Source organism: Amycolatopsis rifamycinica (assembly GCF_000695625.1).
Classification (GTDB): Bacteria; Actinomycetota; Actinomycetes; order Mycobacteriales; family Pseudonocardiaceae; genus Amycolatopsis; species Amycolatopsis rifamycinica.
In genome coordinates this window covers 91899-109480 of the sequence record NZ_JMQI01000002.1, presented here as the reverse complement: position 1 = coordinate 109480, position 17582 = coordinate 91899, and the positions used below count along the sequence as shown (strand labels likewise).

The 17582-nt window shown below is 70.3% G+C and carries 15 protein-coding genes and 1 tRNA gene; 7 read left to right on the top strand and 9 right to left on the bottom strand.

The window, feature by feature from the left end:
* Positions 1–5 precede the first annotated feature (5 nt).
* On the bottom strand, positions 6–560 hold the full coding sequence (locus DV20_RS01380; protein ID WP_043775547.1) for an HdeD family acid-resistance protein: 555 nt from the start codon (positions 558–560) through the stop codon (positions 6–8).
* A 149-nt stretch (positions 561–709) separates the two neighbouring features.
* A complete protein-coding gene (locus tag DV20_RS01375) occupies positions 710–2878 on the bottom strand; it encodes an RICIN domain-containing protein (RefSeq protein ID WP_200876329.1) in 2169 nt (722 codons plus the stop codon).
* 270 nt (positions 2879–3148) lie between these two features.
* Between DV20_RS01375 and DV20_RS01370 the strand changes: the two genes are divergently transcribed.
* A tRNA-Ala gene (locus DV20_RS01370) sits at positions 3149–3221 on the top strand.
* Between the two features lie 231 nt (positions 3222–3452).
* Here DV20_RS01370 and DV20_RS47245 read toward each other — a convergent pair.
* Positions 3453–3896: a tyrosine-type recombinase/integrase gene (locus tag DV20_RS47245; RefSeq protein WP_084093263.1), complete on the bottom strand. Its 444-nt coding sequence runs from the start codon at positions 3894–3896 to the stop codon at positions 3453–3455.
* Positions 3897–4261: 365 nt separating this feature from the next.
* On the opposite strand from DV20_RS47245, the gene DV20_RS01365 reads away from it, so the two are divergent.
* The 4 genes from DV20_RS01365 (at position 4262) to DV20_RS01350 (ending at position 8988) form a co-directional block, all read left to right on the top strand.
* A complete protein-coding gene (locus DV20_RS01365) occupies positions 4262–5167 on the top strand; it encodes an AraC family transcriptional regulator (RefSeq protein WP_043775694.1) in 906 nt (301 codons plus the stop codon).
* 172 nt (positions 5168–5339) lie between these two features.
* A complete protein-coding gene (locus tag DV20_RS01360) occupies positions 5340–5879 on the top strand; it encodes a (2Fe-2S)-binding protein (protein WP_043775542.1) in 540 nt (179 codons plus the stop codon).
* On the top strand, positions 5876–6871 hold the full coding sequence (locus DV20_RS01355; protein WP_043775541.1) for an FAD binding domain-containing protein: 996 nt from the start codon (positions 5876–5878) through the stop codon (positions 6869–6871). Before DV20_RS01360 ends, DV20_RS01355 begins: the two co-directional genes overlap by 4 nt.
* A complete protein-coding gene (locus DV20_RS01350; protein WP_043775540.1) occupies positions 6868–8988 on the top strand; it encodes a xanthine dehydrogenase family protein molybdopterin-binding subunit in 2121 nt (706 codons plus the stop codon). The genes DV20_RS01355 and DV20_RS01350 overlap by 4 nt, the downstream gene beginning before the upstream one ends.
* Before the next feature lie 447 nt (positions 8989–9435).
* On the opposite strand, the gene DV20_RS01340 is transcribed toward DV20_RS01350, so the two are convergent.
* From DV20_RS01340 to DV20_RS01330, 3 genes are all read right to left on the bottom strand, one after another.
* The gene (locus DV20_RS01340; RefSeq protein ID WP_051735748.1) at positions 9436–10269 is read right to left on the bottom strand and encodes an SDR family NAD(P)-dependent oxidoreductase; all 834 of its coding nucleotides are present in this window, start codon (positions 10267–10269) and stop codon (positions 9436–9438) included.
* Positions 10270–10352: 83 nt separating this feature from the next.
* Positions 10353–11195 carry a fumarylacetoacetate hydrolase family protein gene (locus DV20_RS01335; RefSeq protein WP_043775537.1) on the bottom strand — a complete coding sequence of 281 codons (843 nt, stop codon included), beginning with the start codon at positions 11193–11195 and terminating at the stop codon, positions 10353–10355.
* The gene (locus DV20_RS01330; protein WP_084093267.1) at positions 11195–11857 is read right to left on the bottom strand and encodes a GntR family transcriptional regulator; all 663 of its coding nucleotides are present in this window, start codon (positions 11855–11857) and stop codon (positions 11195–11197) included. Before DV20_RS01330 ends, DV20_RS01335 begins: the two co-directional genes overlap by 1 nt.
* A 118-nt stretch (positions 11858–11975) precedes the next feature.
* On the opposite strand from DV20_RS01330, the gene DV20_RS01325 reads away from it, so the two are divergent.
* Entirely contained in the window at positions 11976–12515 is a 540-nt protein-coding gene (locus tag DV20_RS01325; protein WP_043775532.1) for a YbhB/YbcL family Raf kinase inhibitor-like protein, read from the top strand.
* 68 nt (positions 12516–12583) lie between these two features.
* On the opposite strand, the gene DV20_RS01320 is transcribed toward DV20_RS01325, so the two are convergent.
* Positions 12584–12907: a helix-turn-helix domain-containing protein gene (locus DV20_RS01320; protein WP_051735747.1), complete on the bottom strand. Its 324-nt coding sequence runs from the start codon at positions 12905–12907 to the stop codon at positions 12584–12586.
* Positions 12908–12922: 15 nt separating this feature from the next.
* Entirely contained in the window at positions 12923–13474 is a 552-nt protein-coding gene (locus tag DV20_RS01315) for a CGNR zinc finger domain-containing protein (protein WP_235190677.1), read from the bottom strand.
* 309 nt (positions 13475–13783) lie between these two features.
* Between DV20_RS01315 and DV20_RS01310 the strand changes: the two genes are divergently transcribed.
* Positions 13784–14242, top strand: coding sequence for an SDR family NAD(P)-dependent oxidoreductase (locus DV20_RS01310; protein WP_326938448.1), 459 nt, complete (start codon positions 13784–13786; stop codon positions 14240–14242).
* A 299-nt stretch (positions 14243–14541) separates the two neighbouring features.
* Here the strand turns inward: DV20_RS01310 and DV20_RS01305 are convergent, their stop codons facing one another.
* Positions 14542–17541: a tetratricopeptide repeat protein gene (locus DV20_RS01305; RefSeq protein WP_152603605.1), complete on the bottom strand. Its 3000-nt coding sequence runs from the start codon at positions 17539–17541 to the stop codon at positions 14542–14544.
* Positions 17542–17582 lie beyond the last annotated feature (41 nt).

Sequence of the window (17582 nt, the reverse complement as noted above, 5' to 3'; positions counted from 1 at the left end):
GCTACTCAGGCGGCGAGCTTGCGGAGGCGGAACGCCAGAACGAGCAGCACGATCCCGTACAGCAGCGCGTAGATCCCGACGAGCAACGCGATGCCGTACGCGCCCGCGATCGGGTTGATCACGATGAGGACGCCCGCGAGCACGGAGATCGCGCCGGCCGCGACGAGGAACGCCTCGCCGCGGATCTGCTTGCGCAGCCGGATCGCCGCGGCGATCTCGGCGATGCCGGTGATGATCGCCCAGAAGCCGACCAGCAGGGCCAGCAGCAGGACCGTGATGCCCGGCCAGACGAGGACGAGGATCCCGGCGACGATGCCGAGCGCGCCGAGGACGCCGTAGGCCACCCGGTGGGCGGTGTCACCTGGACGGAACGCCTGCATCAGGCCGCCGATGCCGTCGATGATCGCGTACACGCCGTACAGGATCGCCAGGACGAGCACGGTGGCGCCGGGCCAGATCAGGGCGAAGAGCCCGAAGAGCACGGCGAACACGCCGCGGACGGCGGCGATCGGCCAGGCCCGGCGGGGGTCGACGACGGTGAACGCTGCGAAGGAGGTCATCTGCCGCTCCCGGATCGATGGGGACCCCAGCTTTTGGAGACCCCAGTATCGCGACGACTACCCCCGTCCGGCTCCCGGAACACCCCGTTCGGGTGTATCTACAAAGGACCGGCGTGCGCCGCGGCCGCCACCACGGCGCACGCCGGTGCTCAGGGGTAACTCACCAGGTTGACGGCCTTGGTCCCGGTCGGCGTCGCCGGACCGGTGTTGTTGATCACATGCGTGATGGTGCCCTGGTAGTTGAGCGACACGGTCACCATGTCGTGGAACCGGACACCCGGCGTGTTCGGCGCCTCGTACGCGTGCGCGCTGGCGACCGACGGGTTGGTGCTGAAGAAGCAGTAGCTGCCCAGGCCCCACGCCTCGTGGCTGGTGACGTTCGGGCCGACCTTGTAGGCGGAGAAGCCCGGCGTCGAGCCGTTCATCCAGCTCGCCTGGTCCGGCACGTCGTAGGGCATCTCGTTCTGGAAGAAGTAGGTGCGGCCGCCGTTGCCGTTCCAGACCACCTGCGTCTTCTGGTAGTGCTCGACGAAGAGGCCGTACATGGTGACGTCGTTGCCGTTGACGACCAGCCCGGTGTCGGCGGTGTTGGTGGTCCAGCCGACGTACTCGTTGCGCTCGGCGTGGTCGGCGCGCCAGATCCACATGTGGTCGCCGATCACGTTGCCGCTGTTGACGACCAGGCTGGTCGTCGCCTTGCCGACGGCGGCGCCGCCGATCCGGAAGAAGACGTCGTGCAGCGACGTCGGGTTCGCCGCGTGGTTCGCGGCCGAGCCGGCCGGGCCGACCTGCATGAGCGTGTTCGAGTTGGTCGTGCCGGCGTCGATCAGCAGGCCGGCGACCTTGACGCCGTCGACGTCGTCGACGGTCATCGCGGTGATCCCGTTGTCCGGGACGAGCGTGGCGATGCCGAGGCCGAGCACGACGGTGTCCGGACGGGTGACGCGCAGCGTCTGGTTCAGGTGGTAGACACCCGGCGTGACCAACAGGTTTTTGCCGGCGGCGAGCGCGGCGTTCAGGTCGGCGGCGGTGGCGCCGGGCTTGGCGATGTAAAACTGGTCGATCGAGATCGAGGTGCCCGGCGCGGCGCCGTTCGCCCAGCTCGTGCCGGACGCGTTGGTCTTGAGGCCGGGGACGAAGACCTGGTACTTGCCGGCGCCGTCGACGTAGAGGAACGGCTTCTCGCGCACGACCGGCGTCTGGGCGACCGTGGTGTAGGGCGGCGTCGGGAAGGAGTTGGCGGGCGCGCCCTGGACGCCGGCGAAGACCATGTTCCAGTTCGAGCCGTTCCAGCTGCCGAACTGCGAGTTGCGGGAGATCCACTGCTGCTGCGAGCCGGAGCGGACCTGGCCGTCGATCTTCGTGTCGGAGATCCAGCCGCCGCTGGCCCAGCCACCGTCGTCGAGCTGCAGGTCACCGCGGACGTGCATGCGCCGGTAGGGCGCGGCCTGGCTGACGGCCCAGCGGTCGGCCCCTCCGTTCGGGGTCACGGACAGGTTCTCGGCGCCGCGCCAGAAGTTCTGGGTGGCGTTTTGCGGCGGGAACCAGTCGGCCTCGACGTGCACGGCGCCGTTGATGTTCACGGCGTCGGGGCTCAGGCCGAGGCCCAGCACCTGCGTGTAGAAGCCGACGTTGACGTCGTTGGCGTAAGTGCCGGGCTTGAACATCACGGCGTAGCGCTGGCTGCCGAACTGGTTGCGTTCCTGCTGGGAGAAGATGCTGTTGAGCCGGCTCTGGATGGTCGAGCTCGGCATGGACGGGTCGAAGATCACGACGTTCGGCCCGAAGTCGGGCTGGCTCGTGTTCGCGGGGGTCAGCATGAAGGACTGGGCGGCGGTGCCGTTGCAGGTGTACTGCTGCAGCTGGACATCGCTGGTGGAAGCACCGGGGACGTCGAGGCACTTCCCGCTGTTGCGGCTGACGAAGTGGTACCGGCCGTTCCCCTCGTCGACGGCCTGCCACTGCTGGTTGGCCCCGCCTCCGTAGGTCCAGAGCTGCAGCAGGCCCCCATCGGCGGCGGAGACATCCTTGACGTCCCAGGCGGCGGCCGGGTTGGACCGGGCGTTGACCCGGAAGTAGCCGTCCTCGGTGGACTGGAACTGCCACTGCTGCGAGGCGGTCTGGTTGCAGGCGTACTGCTGGACAACGGTCCCATCGGCGGTCCCGGCCGCCCGGGCGTCAACGCACTTCCCGCTGTTCACGGCCGCGACGGTGTACCACCCGTCCGGGGTAACGGCGGCGTCCGCCGCCGTCGCTGTCATGCTTCCGACCAGGACCGACGCTGCCGCGAGCAGCGTCATCACCCGCCGTCTCGTCATCGAAGCCTCCTCTGCCGCACAAGCGGCGTCATCGAGAGGTGTGCCCGGTCTTGAAGACGCGGCGTAACGGGCGGGGACCTCGGCGTCACAACCGCGCAAAATGTAACGGCGGCCACAGCGGGGCGTCAATACAGGACTAAAAATAAGGTGTGAATGTGCTGGTCAGCGGCTTGTAGGGCGCTCCGACGTCTTGTGGGTACCCCCGTGCGGACGGGGTCTGAGGCGGGTGTACTGTATGGGCATACGAGATGCGGAGTTCACCTTCGCCTCGGGGCTATGGCGCAGCTGGTAGCGCACCTCACTGGCAGTGAGGGGGTCAGGGGTTCGAGTCCCCTTAGCTCCACTCTCTTACAGAACCCCTTCGATCAGGTCTTTGCGGCTGGTCGAAGGGGTTTTTTCGCCCCCGGGGCCGAGCTTGGGTGATCCACTGCGGCCGGCGCACCGGTGACCCTGCTGGGGCATTTCTGGAGCACCATGCTCCTGCCCGCCGGGCCTCTGGCGCCCTGTCGGCGCCGCTCTCGGCCGGTATCGCTGACGCTGTCCCTCCCGCCAGCGGCGAGAGGGACACTCGCACCTACTCGACCTCGTTTGACTGGCGTGCCCGTCCGCGGCCGGCTTTCCGCTGCTGGCGTCCGCCGCGGCCCCATCGGATACAGACGACGCGTCGCCTTCTGCCAGCGACGCTGCAGATCAGCCAGCAACCGCGTCTCCACCTCCGGCGCCACGTGCGAATACACCTCCACCACCCGGTTCGGCAGGTGATGACCCAGTCGGCGGGCCTGCGCGATCTCCGGCGCTCCACCAGCGCCACCCACGCATCGACATCCAACGCCGTGATCTTCTCCAACGGCGTCGCACCGAACCGCGCAAGGACATGACACCGCAGGTAACTCTCGTGGTTGTCGAGCGTCCGCGGATCCAGATCCTGCACCGGGAACCACCGGTCAACCCATGACCGCAACAAGAGCTGGCCACCGGACGGGTCTATCCACACTTGCCGACGCTGATCAGGCTCCATATCACCGGCATACGCATCCGCGCTCCGGCGACTCGAGAACCCCGGCACCGACCCCACAGCTTCGATCCCGCCGTCCGCGCGCGCTACCCGGACTGGTCGTCGACATCATCCAAGGTCGGTGAGCTGGAACTGACCAGGCACGCGCTCGCCGTCTCCGGCTCGGACGAGCGAACAATGCTGCTCTAACGCACCTTCCCGGCAGCCCGGCCGCGAAGCGACTCGCCAAGCTGTGACGACGGGAACCGCATGGTCGGGAAAGATCGTGGTCGTGATAGGCCTGCGGGATTCAGTCCGTCTCCACTGAACCCGCCTCTGCTGCTCCCGGATTCGGGGGCTCCGAGCTGATCAGTGCTTCAATGATCGCCATGTCGCTCGACGAGTTGCGTGCCTTGCTGGCCCGGCATGCCCGGCCCGATCTGAGCACGGACATCGATGCCGTGCGCATCTTCCGCGCCGATCGACCCAGCCCGCCGACGCCGACCACCTACGGCCAGGTGCTGGCACTCGTCGCCCAAGGCACCAAACGGTTCGCGCTGGGCGACCGCCTGTACGAGTACCACGCTGGCCAGTACGTCGTCGCCTCGGTTGATCTGCCGGTGACCGCGCAGTTCATCCGAGCCGACCCGAGGGAACCCGCGCTCGGCTTCGGTCTGGACCTGCCGCCGGCCGCCGTCGCCGAAGTGCTGCTGGCTGCGGATCCCGGGGACCTGCCGGAACTCGACCCCGGCGCGCCGGCCGGCCTGGCCGTCAGCGCCGCCTCCGCCGAACTGCTCGATGCCGTTGTTCGCCTCCTGCGGCTGCTCGACTCGCCCCGCGACATCCCGATGCTCGCGCCCCTGATCAAGCGGGAAATCATCTGGCGGTTGCTGACCGGTGAGCAGAGCAGCATCCTGCGCCAATTCGGCCTGCCCGACAGCAGTCTCAGCCACATCGCCAGGGCCGTCCAGTGGATCCGTGACCACTACGCGCTGCCCTTCCGCGTCGAGGAGGTGGCGCAGCGGGCAGGCATGAGCGTTTCCGCGTTCCACCGCAATTTCCAGGCCGTCACCTCGATGAGCCCCATCCAATACCAGAAGCAAATCCGCCTGCAGCACGCCAGACTGCTGCTCGCCGCGCATCCCGGCGACATCGCCGGGATCAGCCGTCAGGTCGGCTACGAGAGCCCCGCCCAGTTCAGCCGCGACTACCGCAGGCAGTTCGGTCACCCGCCACGCCGGGACGCGGTCCGCCTGGGCGCGAACGTCCGAACCGGCGCCTCTCGCGACGGTTGATCAGAACTCGCGACTTCTTGCCCCATCCTGCCCACTTGCGTTGCGGACGAGTTTTCGCCGCGGCGACTCGCATAGCCTCCCCGGACAGAGACACCTGAAACCGTTCACGGTCGGCTCGTGACCGACAAGCAACGACGGTCGAGCGGGTCCTGACCCCGGAACGAGGACGCTGATGACCCAGCACACCCGCAGCGAGATATCGCTGCGAGTCAACGAAACGACCCACCGGCTATCCGTGGACAACCGCCGGACGCTGCTCGACGCGTTACGGGAGGACCTCGGCCTCACCGGACCCAAGAAAGGGTGCGACCAGGGGCAGTGCGGCGCCTGCACGGTGCTGTGCGACGGCCGCCGGGTGGTCTCCTGCCTCACCCTCGCGGTCGCCGCCGACAACACTTCGGTCACGACCGTCGAAGGACTGGCCACCGAGGGCGAGCTGCGGCCGATCCAGGAGGCGTTCGTGCGCTTGGACGGCTTCCAGTGCGGCTTCTGCACGCCCGGGCAGCTCTGCTCGGCGGTCGGGATGCTCGCCGAACACGCCGCGGGCTGGCCCAGCGCCGTCACCGCCGGCGACGCACCGGACCCCGCGCCGGAACTGGACGAGGCCGAGGTGCGCGAGCGGATGAGCGGCAACCTGTGCCGCTGCGGGGCGTACCCGCCGATCGTGCGCGCGGTGCTCGAGACCGCGGCACGCGAGGGCGGTGCGCTGTGAGGGAGTTCGCTTACCAACGTGCGGCACAGGTCCGCGACGCGCTCACCGCCGTCGCCGGCGATGCCGGCGCCCGGTACCTGGGTGGGGGCACGAACCTCGTCGACCTGATGAAGTGCGGAGTCGAGGAGCCCACCCGGCTGGTGGACGTCCGGCGGCTGCCGCTCGACGGTGTCCGCGACGCACCGGACGGCGGCTTGGTCATCGGTGCGACCACGACGAACAGTGACACGGCCGCGCATCCCGAGGTGCGCCGCCGGTTCCCGGCGCTGACCCAGGCCGTCCTGGCGGGCGCGTCCGGCCAGCTGCGGAACATGGCCACGGTGGGCGGCAACCTGGTGCAGCGGACCCGGTGTGGTTACTTCGCCGATCTCACCCAGCCGTGCAACAAACGGATGCCCGGCAGCGGCTGCGCCGCGATCGAGGGAGTGCACCACAACCACGCAGTGCTCGGCCACTCCGAGCACTGCGTGGCGACCCACCCCTCGGACATGGCGGTGGCGCTCGCCGCGTTGGACGCGGTCGTGTGCTACGAGACGCTCGACGGCCCCGGTGAGATCCCCCTGTCACGGTTCTACCGGCCGGTCGGTGACCGGCCGGACCGCGAAACCGCCATGCCGCCCGGCGCGCTGATCACCGCCGTCGTCCTGCCGGGGTCCGCGGCGGGGCTGCGGTCGCGGTACCGGAAGGTCCGTGAGCGCGCGTCCTACGCCTTCGCCACCGTCTCCGTCGCCGCTGCGGTCGACATCCGCGACGGCGTGGTGCGCGACGTGCGTATCGCGCTGGGCGGTGTGGCGTCGCGCCCCTGGCGGGCCGGCTCCGCCGAGGCCCTGCTCCGCGGCACCCAGCCCACCGCCAATCGGCTTCGGACCTGCGCCGAGGAGGCGCTGAGCGACGCAAATCCCTTGCGCGACAACGGGTACAAGGTGACCTTGGCACGGAACCTGATCGAGGCCGTGCTCGGTGAACTCGCTGAAACGGAGATGGATCGATGAACGCGGATGCCGTCGGCACCCCACGCCCCCGGATCGAGGGCCGGTTCAAGGTCACCGGCGCCGCCCACTACGCCGCGGACATCCCGGTGCCGGACTTGGCCCACGGCTGGATGATGACTGCTCCCCTCTCGCGAGGCCGGATCCGCGACATCGACGCCTCGACCGCGCTCGCCATGCCGGGTGTGCTCGGAGTACTCGACCACCGCAACGCACCCCGGCTCAACCCCAAGGCCGGCAACTACTTCGGCCCGGACGGCAGCCTCCGGCTCTTGCAGGACGACGTGATTCCCTACGCGGGCTGGCCGCTCGCGCTGGTCGTGGCCGAAACACCCGAGCAGGCCAGAGCGGCCGCATCGGCGATGCGGGTCACCTGTGACGGCGAGCCGCACGACCTCGACTTCACCCTTGAGCACCCGGCCGCGCGGCCGGCGTCGACCGCCTTCGGCCCGGAGGCGGACATCGGCGACCTGAAGGCCGAACTGGCGGCGTCCGCGGTCGTGCTCGAGGAGCGCTACCGCACTCCGGAGGAGAGCCACTGCGCGATGGAGCCGCACGCCGCGACCGTGTGGTGGGACTCCGACCACCTGTACGCCGTGGACTCCAACCAAGGAGCGTTCAGCGTGTCCGAGGTCCTCGCCGCGTTGTGGTCCATCGACCGGGAGCAGGTGCACGTTCGTTCCGAGCATGTGGGCGGGGGTTTCGGCGGCAAAGGCGCCTGCGGCCCGCAGGTGGTGCTCGCCTCGATGGCCAGCCGGCGGTTCGGACGCCCGGTGCGGATCACCATGACCCGGGCGCAGGTCTTCGAGACGACCTCGTCACGGCCTCGAACGGACCAGGTGATGACCGTCGGCGCGGACGCCGACGGCCGCCTGCGGGCCATTCACCACCGGGCGGCCTACGCCCTCTCGCCGCTTTCGGAGTACATCGAGGCCTGCACCGAGCAGGCCAAGATCCTGTACTCGGCGCCGGCGATCCGCACCCGGCTCACCGCCGTGCCGCTCGACGTCCTGCCGCCCGCCTCGATGCGCGGCCCCGGCGCGACGCCCGGCTCGTTCGCCCTGGAGTCGGCGATCGACGAGGTCGCCGAGCGGCTGGACGTGGACCCCCTGGATCTGCGCCTGCGCAACCAACCCACGGTCACGCCCGCCTCGGGAAAGCCCTTCAGCACCCGCCGCCTGGTCTCCTGCATGCGGGAGGGCGCACGACGGTTCGGCTGGGCGGCGCGCGACCGGCGCCCCCGCTCCCGGTGGGACGGCCCGCTGCTGATCGGCAGCGGCATGGCCACCACGTCGTTCAGCGCCGGGGTGTTCCCGTCGAAGGCCTCGATCACCGCGGAGCCGGACGGGAGTTTCACGGTGTCGATCGGGGCGAGTGACATCGGTACCGGCGCCCGGACCGCGCTGACCGCGGTCGCCGCCGACGCGCTGGGGGCCGGCACCGAGCGGATCCGCATCCGGATCGGCGACAGCGACCTTGGCATGGCGTGGGGCGCGGGCGGTTCCCGCGGCACGACGTCCTGGTCCTTCGCCATCACCGAGGCCGCCAAGAAACTCCGTGAGAACCTGCACGATCCGGTTCGGCCGATGACCGCGACAGTGGACACCACCACGATGATCGACTTCCAGCCGGACCGGGAACGGCAGACCTACAGCGCCGTCTTCGCGGAGGTCACCGTCGACCCGGCCACCGGCGAGGTACGGGTCCGCCGGCTGCTCGGCATGTTCGCCGTCGGCCGCGTGATCAACCCGCTGCTGGCCCGCAGCCAGGTCGTCGGCGGGATGATCATGGGGCTGTCCATGGCCCTGCACGAAGAGAGCGTGCGAGACCCCCGCACCGGCCGGCTGGCGAACGGCGACTGGGCGGGCTACCACATCGCCGCGCACGCCGACGTCCCCGACATCGAGGCCGGCTTCGTGCCGGACTACGAGCCCCAGGACCCATCGGGGTTCAACGGCCTCGGCGAGATCGGCACAGCAGGCACCGCGGCGGCGATCGCCAACGCCGTGTGGCACGCCACCGGCACTCGCCAGCGGATCCTCCCGATCCGCCTCGACCGCGTGCTGGAGCAGACCACCGCCGTCGCAGGCGAACCTCGTGGTGCGCGGAGCTACCACTGACCCCCGTCGGGCCGGACGGGATCAGTGCGGCTGCCGGCAGCGATGCGGCGATCTCCCGGGCGGTGGCGGCCAATCCGTCCGCGTCGACGTCACCGGCCCACGCGACCCGGGCGCCGAAGAGGCCGTCGAGGACGAGGTTGCCGGAGGTGGATTCCTCGGGGCCGCCCGGGAAGACCAGGACTGCGGACAGTCCGGTCTTCGCCGCGGCGGCCGCGGTGAGGCGGGCGTGGTTGCTCTGGGGCGCACCAGTGGTCACCAGGTGTCCGCCCCGGCGGCGACCGCGTCACCGACGGTCCATTCGAGCTTGCGGACCTTGTTGCCGCCGCCGCCCAGGCCGAGCAGGTCGTCGCGCTTGACCCAGAGATCGTCCGGTCCCAGCCCGAGTGCCTTGGCGAGGCCGGGGTGCGGGTTCGATCGGCGTCGGCTTGGTCGACAGCGGCAAGCGGATCACGCGTCGACCTTCTCGCTGACCGCGGCCCAGGTGTCGAGGTCGGCCAGCCGGGCGGTGAGGGCCTCACGCATCGCGTTGGCGCTGACGACCCCGAGCGCTAGGCGCCGTGGCGGGTTGGGGTCGGCGACGGCCGCGCGGATGCCTTCGGCCACCTTGGCCGCGCTGGACGCGGGGGTGTCGGCCTGCGGCGCGCGGACGGTGGCGTCGTAGTCGGTGTGTGCGCCCTGCGCCGGGTCGACGTTGGCGCCGAAGGCGGTGGCGGTCGGGCCGGGCTGAACCAGGGTCACCTTGATGCCCAGCGGCGCGACTTCGAGGGCGAGCGCGTCGGAGAGGCCTTCGACGGCGTACTTGCTCGCAGCGAGCATGCCGAAGCCGGGTGCGGCGGTCTGCCCGAAGATCGAGGAGCCCTGCAGGATGTGCCCGGACCGCTGGGCGCGCAGCACCGGCAGCGCCGCGCGCAGCACGTTGAGCACACCGAAGACGTTCGTGTCGAACAGAGCGCGGGCCTGGATGTCGGCGGCTTCCTCGACGGCGCCGAAGACGCCGTAGCCGGCGTTGTTGGCGAGGACGTCGATCCGGCCGAACCGCGCGACCGCTTGCTCGACCGCCTGCCGCACCGCGCTTTCGTCGCGGACGTCGGCGCTGATGGTCAGCAGCCGTTCGGCGGGGCCGAGGTCGGCGAGCTTGGCGGCGTCGCGGGCGACGGCGACGACCGACTCACCGGCGGCGAGTGCCTGGCCGGCCAGTTCGCGGCCGATGCCGGAGGAGGCGCCGGTGATCAACCAGACGCGGGTTGAGGGGGTCGCGGTGGTGTTCGTTGCGTTCGTCATGGTTATGACCTTAAGATTTTAGCTCACAACTATTCAAGAGCGAGCAGGATAACAGTTGCCATTGTAAAGAGATAGTTGAAACGTCAGGCAGCGACGAAGTGCTGCCGCAGGGAGCCGATGCGCTCGATGCGCGTGATGAGGGTGTCGCCGGGTGAGAGGTAGCGGGACGGTGTGCGGCCCATGCCGACACCCGAGGGAGTCCCGGTCAGGATGACGTCGCCGGGGTACAGCGTCGCCACGCGGGAGATCCCGGCGATCAGGGCCGGGACCGGAACCAGGAGGTCCCGCGTGGAGCAGTCCTGGACCGGTTCGCCGTTGACCAGGGTGCTCAGCCGCAGATTCGCCGGATCGGGGATCTCGTCCGGGGTGACCAGCCACGGGCCGAGCGGGGTGAACCCGGGATGGGACTTGGCCAGGCCGAACTGGGGCGCCGGGCCGGCCATCTGCAGGATCCGCTCGGACAGGTCCTGGGCGACGGTGTAGCCGGCGATGACCCCGGCCGCATCGGACTCACCGATCCGATCCGCGGGGGCACCGATGACGACGGCGAGCTCGACCTCCCAGTCGACGTCGCCCTCGGGCAAGTGCACCGTCGTGTACGGACCGGACAGCGACGACCGGAACTTCAGGAACACCGGCGGCAGCCCCTCGGGAGCCGGCACGCCGGTTTCCGAGGCGTGCTCGCGGTAGTTGAGGCCGATCGCGACGAGCTGCGACGGCTCCGGGGTCGGCGGCCCGAGCTCGGCCGGATCGAACGCCCTTCCCCGCGGCAGCGCCGCTTCCCGCTCCCACGCCACGAATTCCCGCCACCGGCCGTAGATGCGGGCCGGGTCCGGGTCGAACCGGCCGGCGCTGGCGTCGGCGACGTCGACGGCTCCGGTCCCGGTGATCAGGTGCAGCCGGCCGGCGAGGTTGGCCACTTTCATCAGGTTTCCTTCCTTCGGGCGATGACGTCGGCCGGCTCGAGGGCTTCGGCCGTGGTCGACAGGTGGCGGTACAGGCAGGTCGCGGCCCGCTCGGCGTCGCGGGCCAGCGCCGCTTCCTCCAGTTCGCGGTGTTCGGCGACGTGGTCGCGGCCGGGGGTGGCCCGCCCGGACCACCGCCGCGCCAGCTCGGTCGCGGTCCACATCCGGTCGAAGGTGTCCAGCAGCGGCGCGTTGCCGCAGCCGTCCAGCAAGGTGCGGTGGAACTGCCGGTGCGCCTCGGACCAGGCGCTGCTCATGTAGTCGCCTTCTGCGGGATCCAGCACCGGAGTCCGTTCGAGCCGGTGGTGCGCGGCGCGGACCCGGGCTTCCCAGTCCAGGTCGCCGTTCGCCACGGCCAGGCGCAGCATCGCCGGCTCGACCACGCAGCGGGCCTGGGCGAGCTCCTGCCACCGGCGGTCGGAGAACTCCGGCACGGCGAACCCCCGGTTGGGCAGCCGGTCCGCGAGCCCCTCCCCGACCAGGCGCACCAGCGCCTCGCGGACGACGACCAGGCTGACGCCGTGCGCCTTCGCCAGCTCCTGCGGCTTGAGCGGCGCGCCCGGCGCGTGTTCCCCGCGCATGATCGCGTCGCGCAGCCGCGTGTGGACCTGCTCCGACAGCATCCGCTTCCCCTCGCTCCCCGGCACCACTTGACTTCCTGCCATGTCGGCACCATAGACTATCCATACGATAATCGATTATCAATACGATAGTCGATTGAACTCTCAGAAGAGGACCAGCATGACGCTCAACGACCCGTTCGCGCGCCTCCCCGAGGCGGCGTCGTTCGCCGTGACCAGCACGACCGTCACCGACGGCAAGCCGCTGCCCGTCGCGCAGCTGTCCGGCATCGCCGGGATCCCGGGCGGCGAAGACCGCTCGCCCCAGCTGTCCTGGCACGGGGCCCCGGCCGGGACCCGCAGCTACGCGATCACCGTGTACGACCCGGACGCCCCCACCGGCTGCGGCTTCACCCACTGGGCCGTCGCCGACATCCCGGCCGGGGTCACCAGCATCGACGAAGGCGCCGGCGACGACACCGGATCGGGTCTCCCCGAAGGCGCGTTCCAGCTGCCCAACGACGCCCGGGCGCCCCGCTTCCTCGGCGCGGCCCCGCCCGCCGGACACGGCGAACACCGCTACTTCATCGTCGTGCACGCCCTCGACGTCGAGCACATCGAAGTCGACCCCCAGGGCACGCCGGCCTACCTCGGCTTCCAGATGGCGAGCCACATCCTCGGCCGCGCCGTCCTGGTCGCCACGGCCGAGACGGCGGCCTGAGACGCAGCGACCCCGGGGCACCAGGCCGCCCCGGGGCCGCCCGGTCAACCGGCCCGCGACCGGCTCCGCTACACGCCGGGAGACACCGCGAGCTGCCGGCGGAACGTCCGCCGCGCGGTCTTGGACGAACCGAACTCGACGCGACGCGCCACCGTCTCCTGGCTGGCGTCGGTGGTCGGCAACAGCCTTTTCGCCGCTTCGAGCCGGGTCAGTTCCACGAACGTGGCGGGCGTGATCCCTCGTTCTTCGCGGAACATCCGCACCAGGTGCCGCTCGCTCGCGGCCGCCCGCACCGCCAAGGCGGCGTTCGAATGGTGCCCCGACGGATCGAGCGTCACCGCGTCCACCACGGCGTGGACGCCGCCGGAGGGCTCGTCGCGCAGGCCGAACACGGCCTCCTCGCGCGCCTAAGCCATCTCGGCGTCCTTGCGGCGCTTGCGCATGGCGCGCATGGAGACCTGGGAACTGCACCCGGGGCTGCAGAAGCGGCCGGACCGGTTGCGCGTGCGGTCGAAGAACCCGAAGTGGCACGGCGGATTGCAGCAGGCCTTGAGCCGTCCCCAAACGTCACCCTGGGCCGCCTCGGCGACCGCGCCGAGCACCCCGGCCAGCACGCCCGGCACCCCGCCGGCCGCCGGCCGCAGTCGCGCCCCCTCACGGCCGATCACCGCGACCAGCGGGTAACGCGCGCCCGCCTGCTCCAGATACTTTTCCGCGTCCGGCAGCCCCGGCGCCGGGGCTGCCGCGTGCGCGAGCAGCACGGTGACCAGCGCGTCCCGCAGCTCGCGCGCCGCGACGGCGTCGGACTCGGTGACCACGACATCCGGCGGCAGCAGCTCGTGACCGGCGGCCCAGTCCGCGAAGCCCCTCGCGGTCCCGAACAGCTCCGGACGCCCTCCGCCGTCGGCGTGCGTGTTCACGAACCGCAGCACCGCCTCGCCGGCTTCACTCTCGACCATGAGGACAGCATAGCTCGAAATCCGGACCGTTCTCGTAACGAGCCCAACTCATGCGTCCCTAAGCGCCCCCTCGATATCACCTAGGGACTTGAAGTCACAACCCGTCCGCGAAACACCGGCCGATGTCTCCAATGACCTTCAGGAAGAACGTCCTCATCACCGGCGCCGGTTCCGGTCCGGAAGAAGCGATGGCGCGCAAGCACGCCGCACTCGGCAGCAACCTCGCGCTGTGCGCCCGCCGGACCGAGCGGCTCCTGCCCCTGCAGGACGCGCTCTCCCCCGCCCACCCGGCGATCAAAGTCGCGGTCCATCACCTCCACGTCCGTCATCGCCAACGCGGGCGTCTGCCACGGGAAGCCAATCGGTACCGGCGGGTTCAGGGCCAACGCGCGGATCCTGCGGACGAACCTCGTCGGCTGCTGCCTCGTCCAGGCCGAAGTGGCGGTCGAGTTCTTCCGCGAGCAAGGTGCCGGTCACCTGGTGGCGATCTCCTCCGTCAGCGCGGTGCGCGCACTGCCCCGCCTCACCGCGTACGGCGCCAGCAAAGCCGGCGTCGCCGTGCTCGCCGAGGGCATCCGCGCATCCCTGCTCGACATCCCGATCAAGGTGACCACGCTGTTCCCGGGCTACATCGAATCGGAGCTGACCACCACCGGCGACGAGCCGACGCCGATGATCGTCTCCACGGAAAAAGGCGTGACCGCCATGATGAAGCCATCGAAGTCGAGCAGCCGGAAGCCACGGTCCCGGCATGGCCCTGGGTCCTGATGAGCCTCCTCATGCGCCACGCACCCCTGCGCGTCGTGGCCAAGTCATGACCGGCGAAGCATTCAACGACCCCAGGCAACACCCGAACGCCATTGGCGAGTCCTGACGCCCTGGACGCCACGCCGCCAGCAGAACCGTGCCGTAGCGAACGCACTCTCATGCCGCGAGGCGAGCACCTGACGCGCGCTAATGCCGATGACAGCGCCTACCGCGTTCGCACGCCCTTCTCAAGTCGCGTGGAGAGTGTCTCCCGTCCGAGCCGTACAGGCGGTTGTGCAGATGGTCGGCAGCCAATGATCTTACCGCGCGGCGCCCAGGCGTATGCGGGCCTTATAAATGATCCTGGCCGCGTCGACGTTCGTGGCGAGGACGAGCGCTTCCCGCCAGAGCCGGACCGCCCGCGGGTGATCGCCGGCGGCTTCGGCGACATCGCCCAAGCCCAGCGTCGCGTCGGCGACGCCGCTGAAATCGCTGAGTTCCTCACTCCGGGCCCGGGCCCGCTCGAAGTCGGCCGCTGCGTCGGTCAGGCGCCCGGCCAAACGCTTGGCGTCGGCCAGTCCGAGCACTGCGTTGGCCAGGCCGAGAGGTTCCTCGCGTTGCTCCTGCACGCGCAGGACTCGCTCGAACAAGGCAATGGCGTCGACCGGATCGCCGATTTCCTTCTCAACCTGGCCCAGCTGCCACCACGCCGCGGCTTGGGCGTCAGCGGACAACCCCTGTTCCCGCAGGAGCAGGTCGAGGTTGTGTCGCGCGCTGTCGAAGTCCCCAAGGCACTGCTGTACTTCGGCGAACCGGATCGCAAGCGACTGCCGGCCCCGCTCGTCACCGGCGCGGACGAGGCTCAGCCGGGCCCGTTCCAACAGCTCAAGTGCGGACAGGTGGTTGCCCCGGGCGTGCTCGACCTCGCCGAGTGCGGCCAGTGTCTTCCCGTGGTCCCGCACCGCGATGGGGTGTCCTTCACGCGTTCGTGGGTGGTCGGCGAGCAGCGAGGCCGCTCGGTGCAGGTGTTCTTCGGCCGCGTCGAGGTCGTCAACGAGGAACTCGAGGCTCCCGAGACCACGCAACGCCAGTGCGATCCCCATGGTGTCGCCTGCCCGGCGGCTGATCTTCCTGGCCCGCTGGTACTCCCTGCGCGCGGCGGCGGCGTCGCCCCTCCTTGCGGCGGTCTCCGCACATCCGCGAACCGCGAGCGCGCGTCCCTCTTCGGATCCGATCGCCGCCGAGGAACGCTCAGCGGATCGGTAGCAGCGCTCGGCGTCGGCGAGCATCCCGAGGTCCCGCAGCTGCGCGGCCAGCATTACCGCTCCGAAGAACGGCCGGTCCCCGAGAGCATCGATGAACGCCATCAGGTTTTCGCGCTCCCGGAGCACCCAGGCGTCGCCGGCGTCCACGTCGGGGATCGGGACGAGCGGCGTGTCTCCTTCGGGTGCTGTCAGGGTTCCGCTGAGCGGCCGGCCGCCGTACCGCCACAGTTCGACCTGCTGGACGGTGGCCCAGTACGCCCGGTGGAGGTGCTTGAGCACGTGCTCGCGGTCGTACCCCGTGCCGTCGTCGGCCAGCAGCCGGCCCGACGCGCGGACCAGGTCGTGGAGGCCGAATCGGTGGGTGTTCGAGTGCGGTCGCAGCAGGTTGCGGTCGGCAAGGGCGAGCAGGCGTCGGCGGGCGTCGGCGATCGTGCGCTCGGAGACCCGGACCGGGTGGTCGTGGTCCGTCGGCTCGATGAGCATCGCGGCCAGCGCGGGCTCGGTGACCTCGGGACCGGGGTGCCAGGCGCACAGCCGGAACGCCGTCATGAGGCTCTTCGGCAGGCCCCGGTACGAAAGGCGTAGCGAGGCGTGCACCGCGATGTGCAGCGAGCCGTCGTTCTCGGCCAGGTCGTCCAGGAAGGCGCGTTCGCGCCGCAGGTCCTCGGCCAGCTCGCCGGGGCTGTATCCGGGCCGGTGGACGAGCATGGACCCGGCGATGACGATCGCCAGCGGCAGCCTGCCGCATTGGCGGACCACCTCGGCGACTTCGGTTTCGTGCCGGCCGGTCGGCAGATCCGCGATCGACCGCAACAGCCCTTCCGCCTCCTGGGCCGGAAGCTCCTCCAGCTTCCAAGGAGTGCCGGCCCACAGCCCGATCAACGCGGTCCGGCTGGTGACCAGCACGAGGCAGTCCTGGGCGTCGGGCAGCAGCGATGCCACCTGGTCCTGGTCCCGGGCATTGTCGAGGATGACCAGCATTCGCCGGCCGGCGCACGCATCGCGCCACAGGGTGCGCAGGAAGGGCTCAGCCTGCTGTGTCTCCTCGGGCACGACGCCGCATTGCGCCAGCAGGAGGCGCAGCGCCTGCGCCGGCGGGATCGGCTCCATGTCCGGCCGGTACCCGGCCAGGTCCAGGAACAGCACGCCGTCCGGGAAACCGTCCGCGATCCGATGGCCGATCTGCACGACCAGCTCGGTCTTGCCGACCCCGGCCATGCCGTCGAACACGTGGACACCCAAGGGGACGCCAGCCGCTCTCCGCCGCTCCAGCAGGTTCACGACTGCGTCGGCGACGTCGTCACGGCCGGTGAAGTGACTGGAGGGAAGGGGCAACGCGGACCGGCGAGCCGAGTTCTCGCCCGCCGGCTGTTTCTCCGCGACCGCGTCGAGGATCCGCGCGGCGAACTGCTTGACCTGCCCGTACACCAGCGAATCGCGATCGGCCGGCTTGCAGATCTCGAGGTGGTCGGCATCGACGGGGATGGGCTGGACGTGCGGGAGACCGGGATTGGCCGAAGCCGACTCCATCGCCGGCACGCCCGAACCATCAGGACCGCCGATGCTGCGTAGGTCGTCCTTGACCGGCACCGGCTGGGCGGCCCCGGGGTACGCAGGGGACGTTGTGTTGGCCGGGCTGGCTCGATGCCACAACTGTTCGGCCTCGTGCAGCTTCGTCAACCGGCCTGCAATGTCGCCGGCACCGTATGCCAGATCCACCACGTTCCGCACGAAGTCCCAGTCCGGTCGCTTCAGCGCGTTGACCCGGTTCGACAGGGTCTGAGCGGACACGTTCAGGCGCCGGCCGAGTTCCCCAAGCGGTTCGGGGCTGCGATCCAGGAGTTCCCGCAGGAACTGCGCCAAGGCGCGGGTCTCAGCGGTGCCGCCGGTGAAGCGAGACCATCGCCTCGGCTGCCCGGGGAGACGCTTGGCCACCGGGCCTCCGTCCTGGATGTCGCTTGATGTACCGACTTGCATCCGCATGACCTGCGTGGATGTCCTCACGACCAGGCCGGATGACGAGCAGCGATCGTACCGTCTCGGGGTCTGGATCACACGGGTCGGACACGGGTCACGGCCTGAGGCCGGGAACGGGA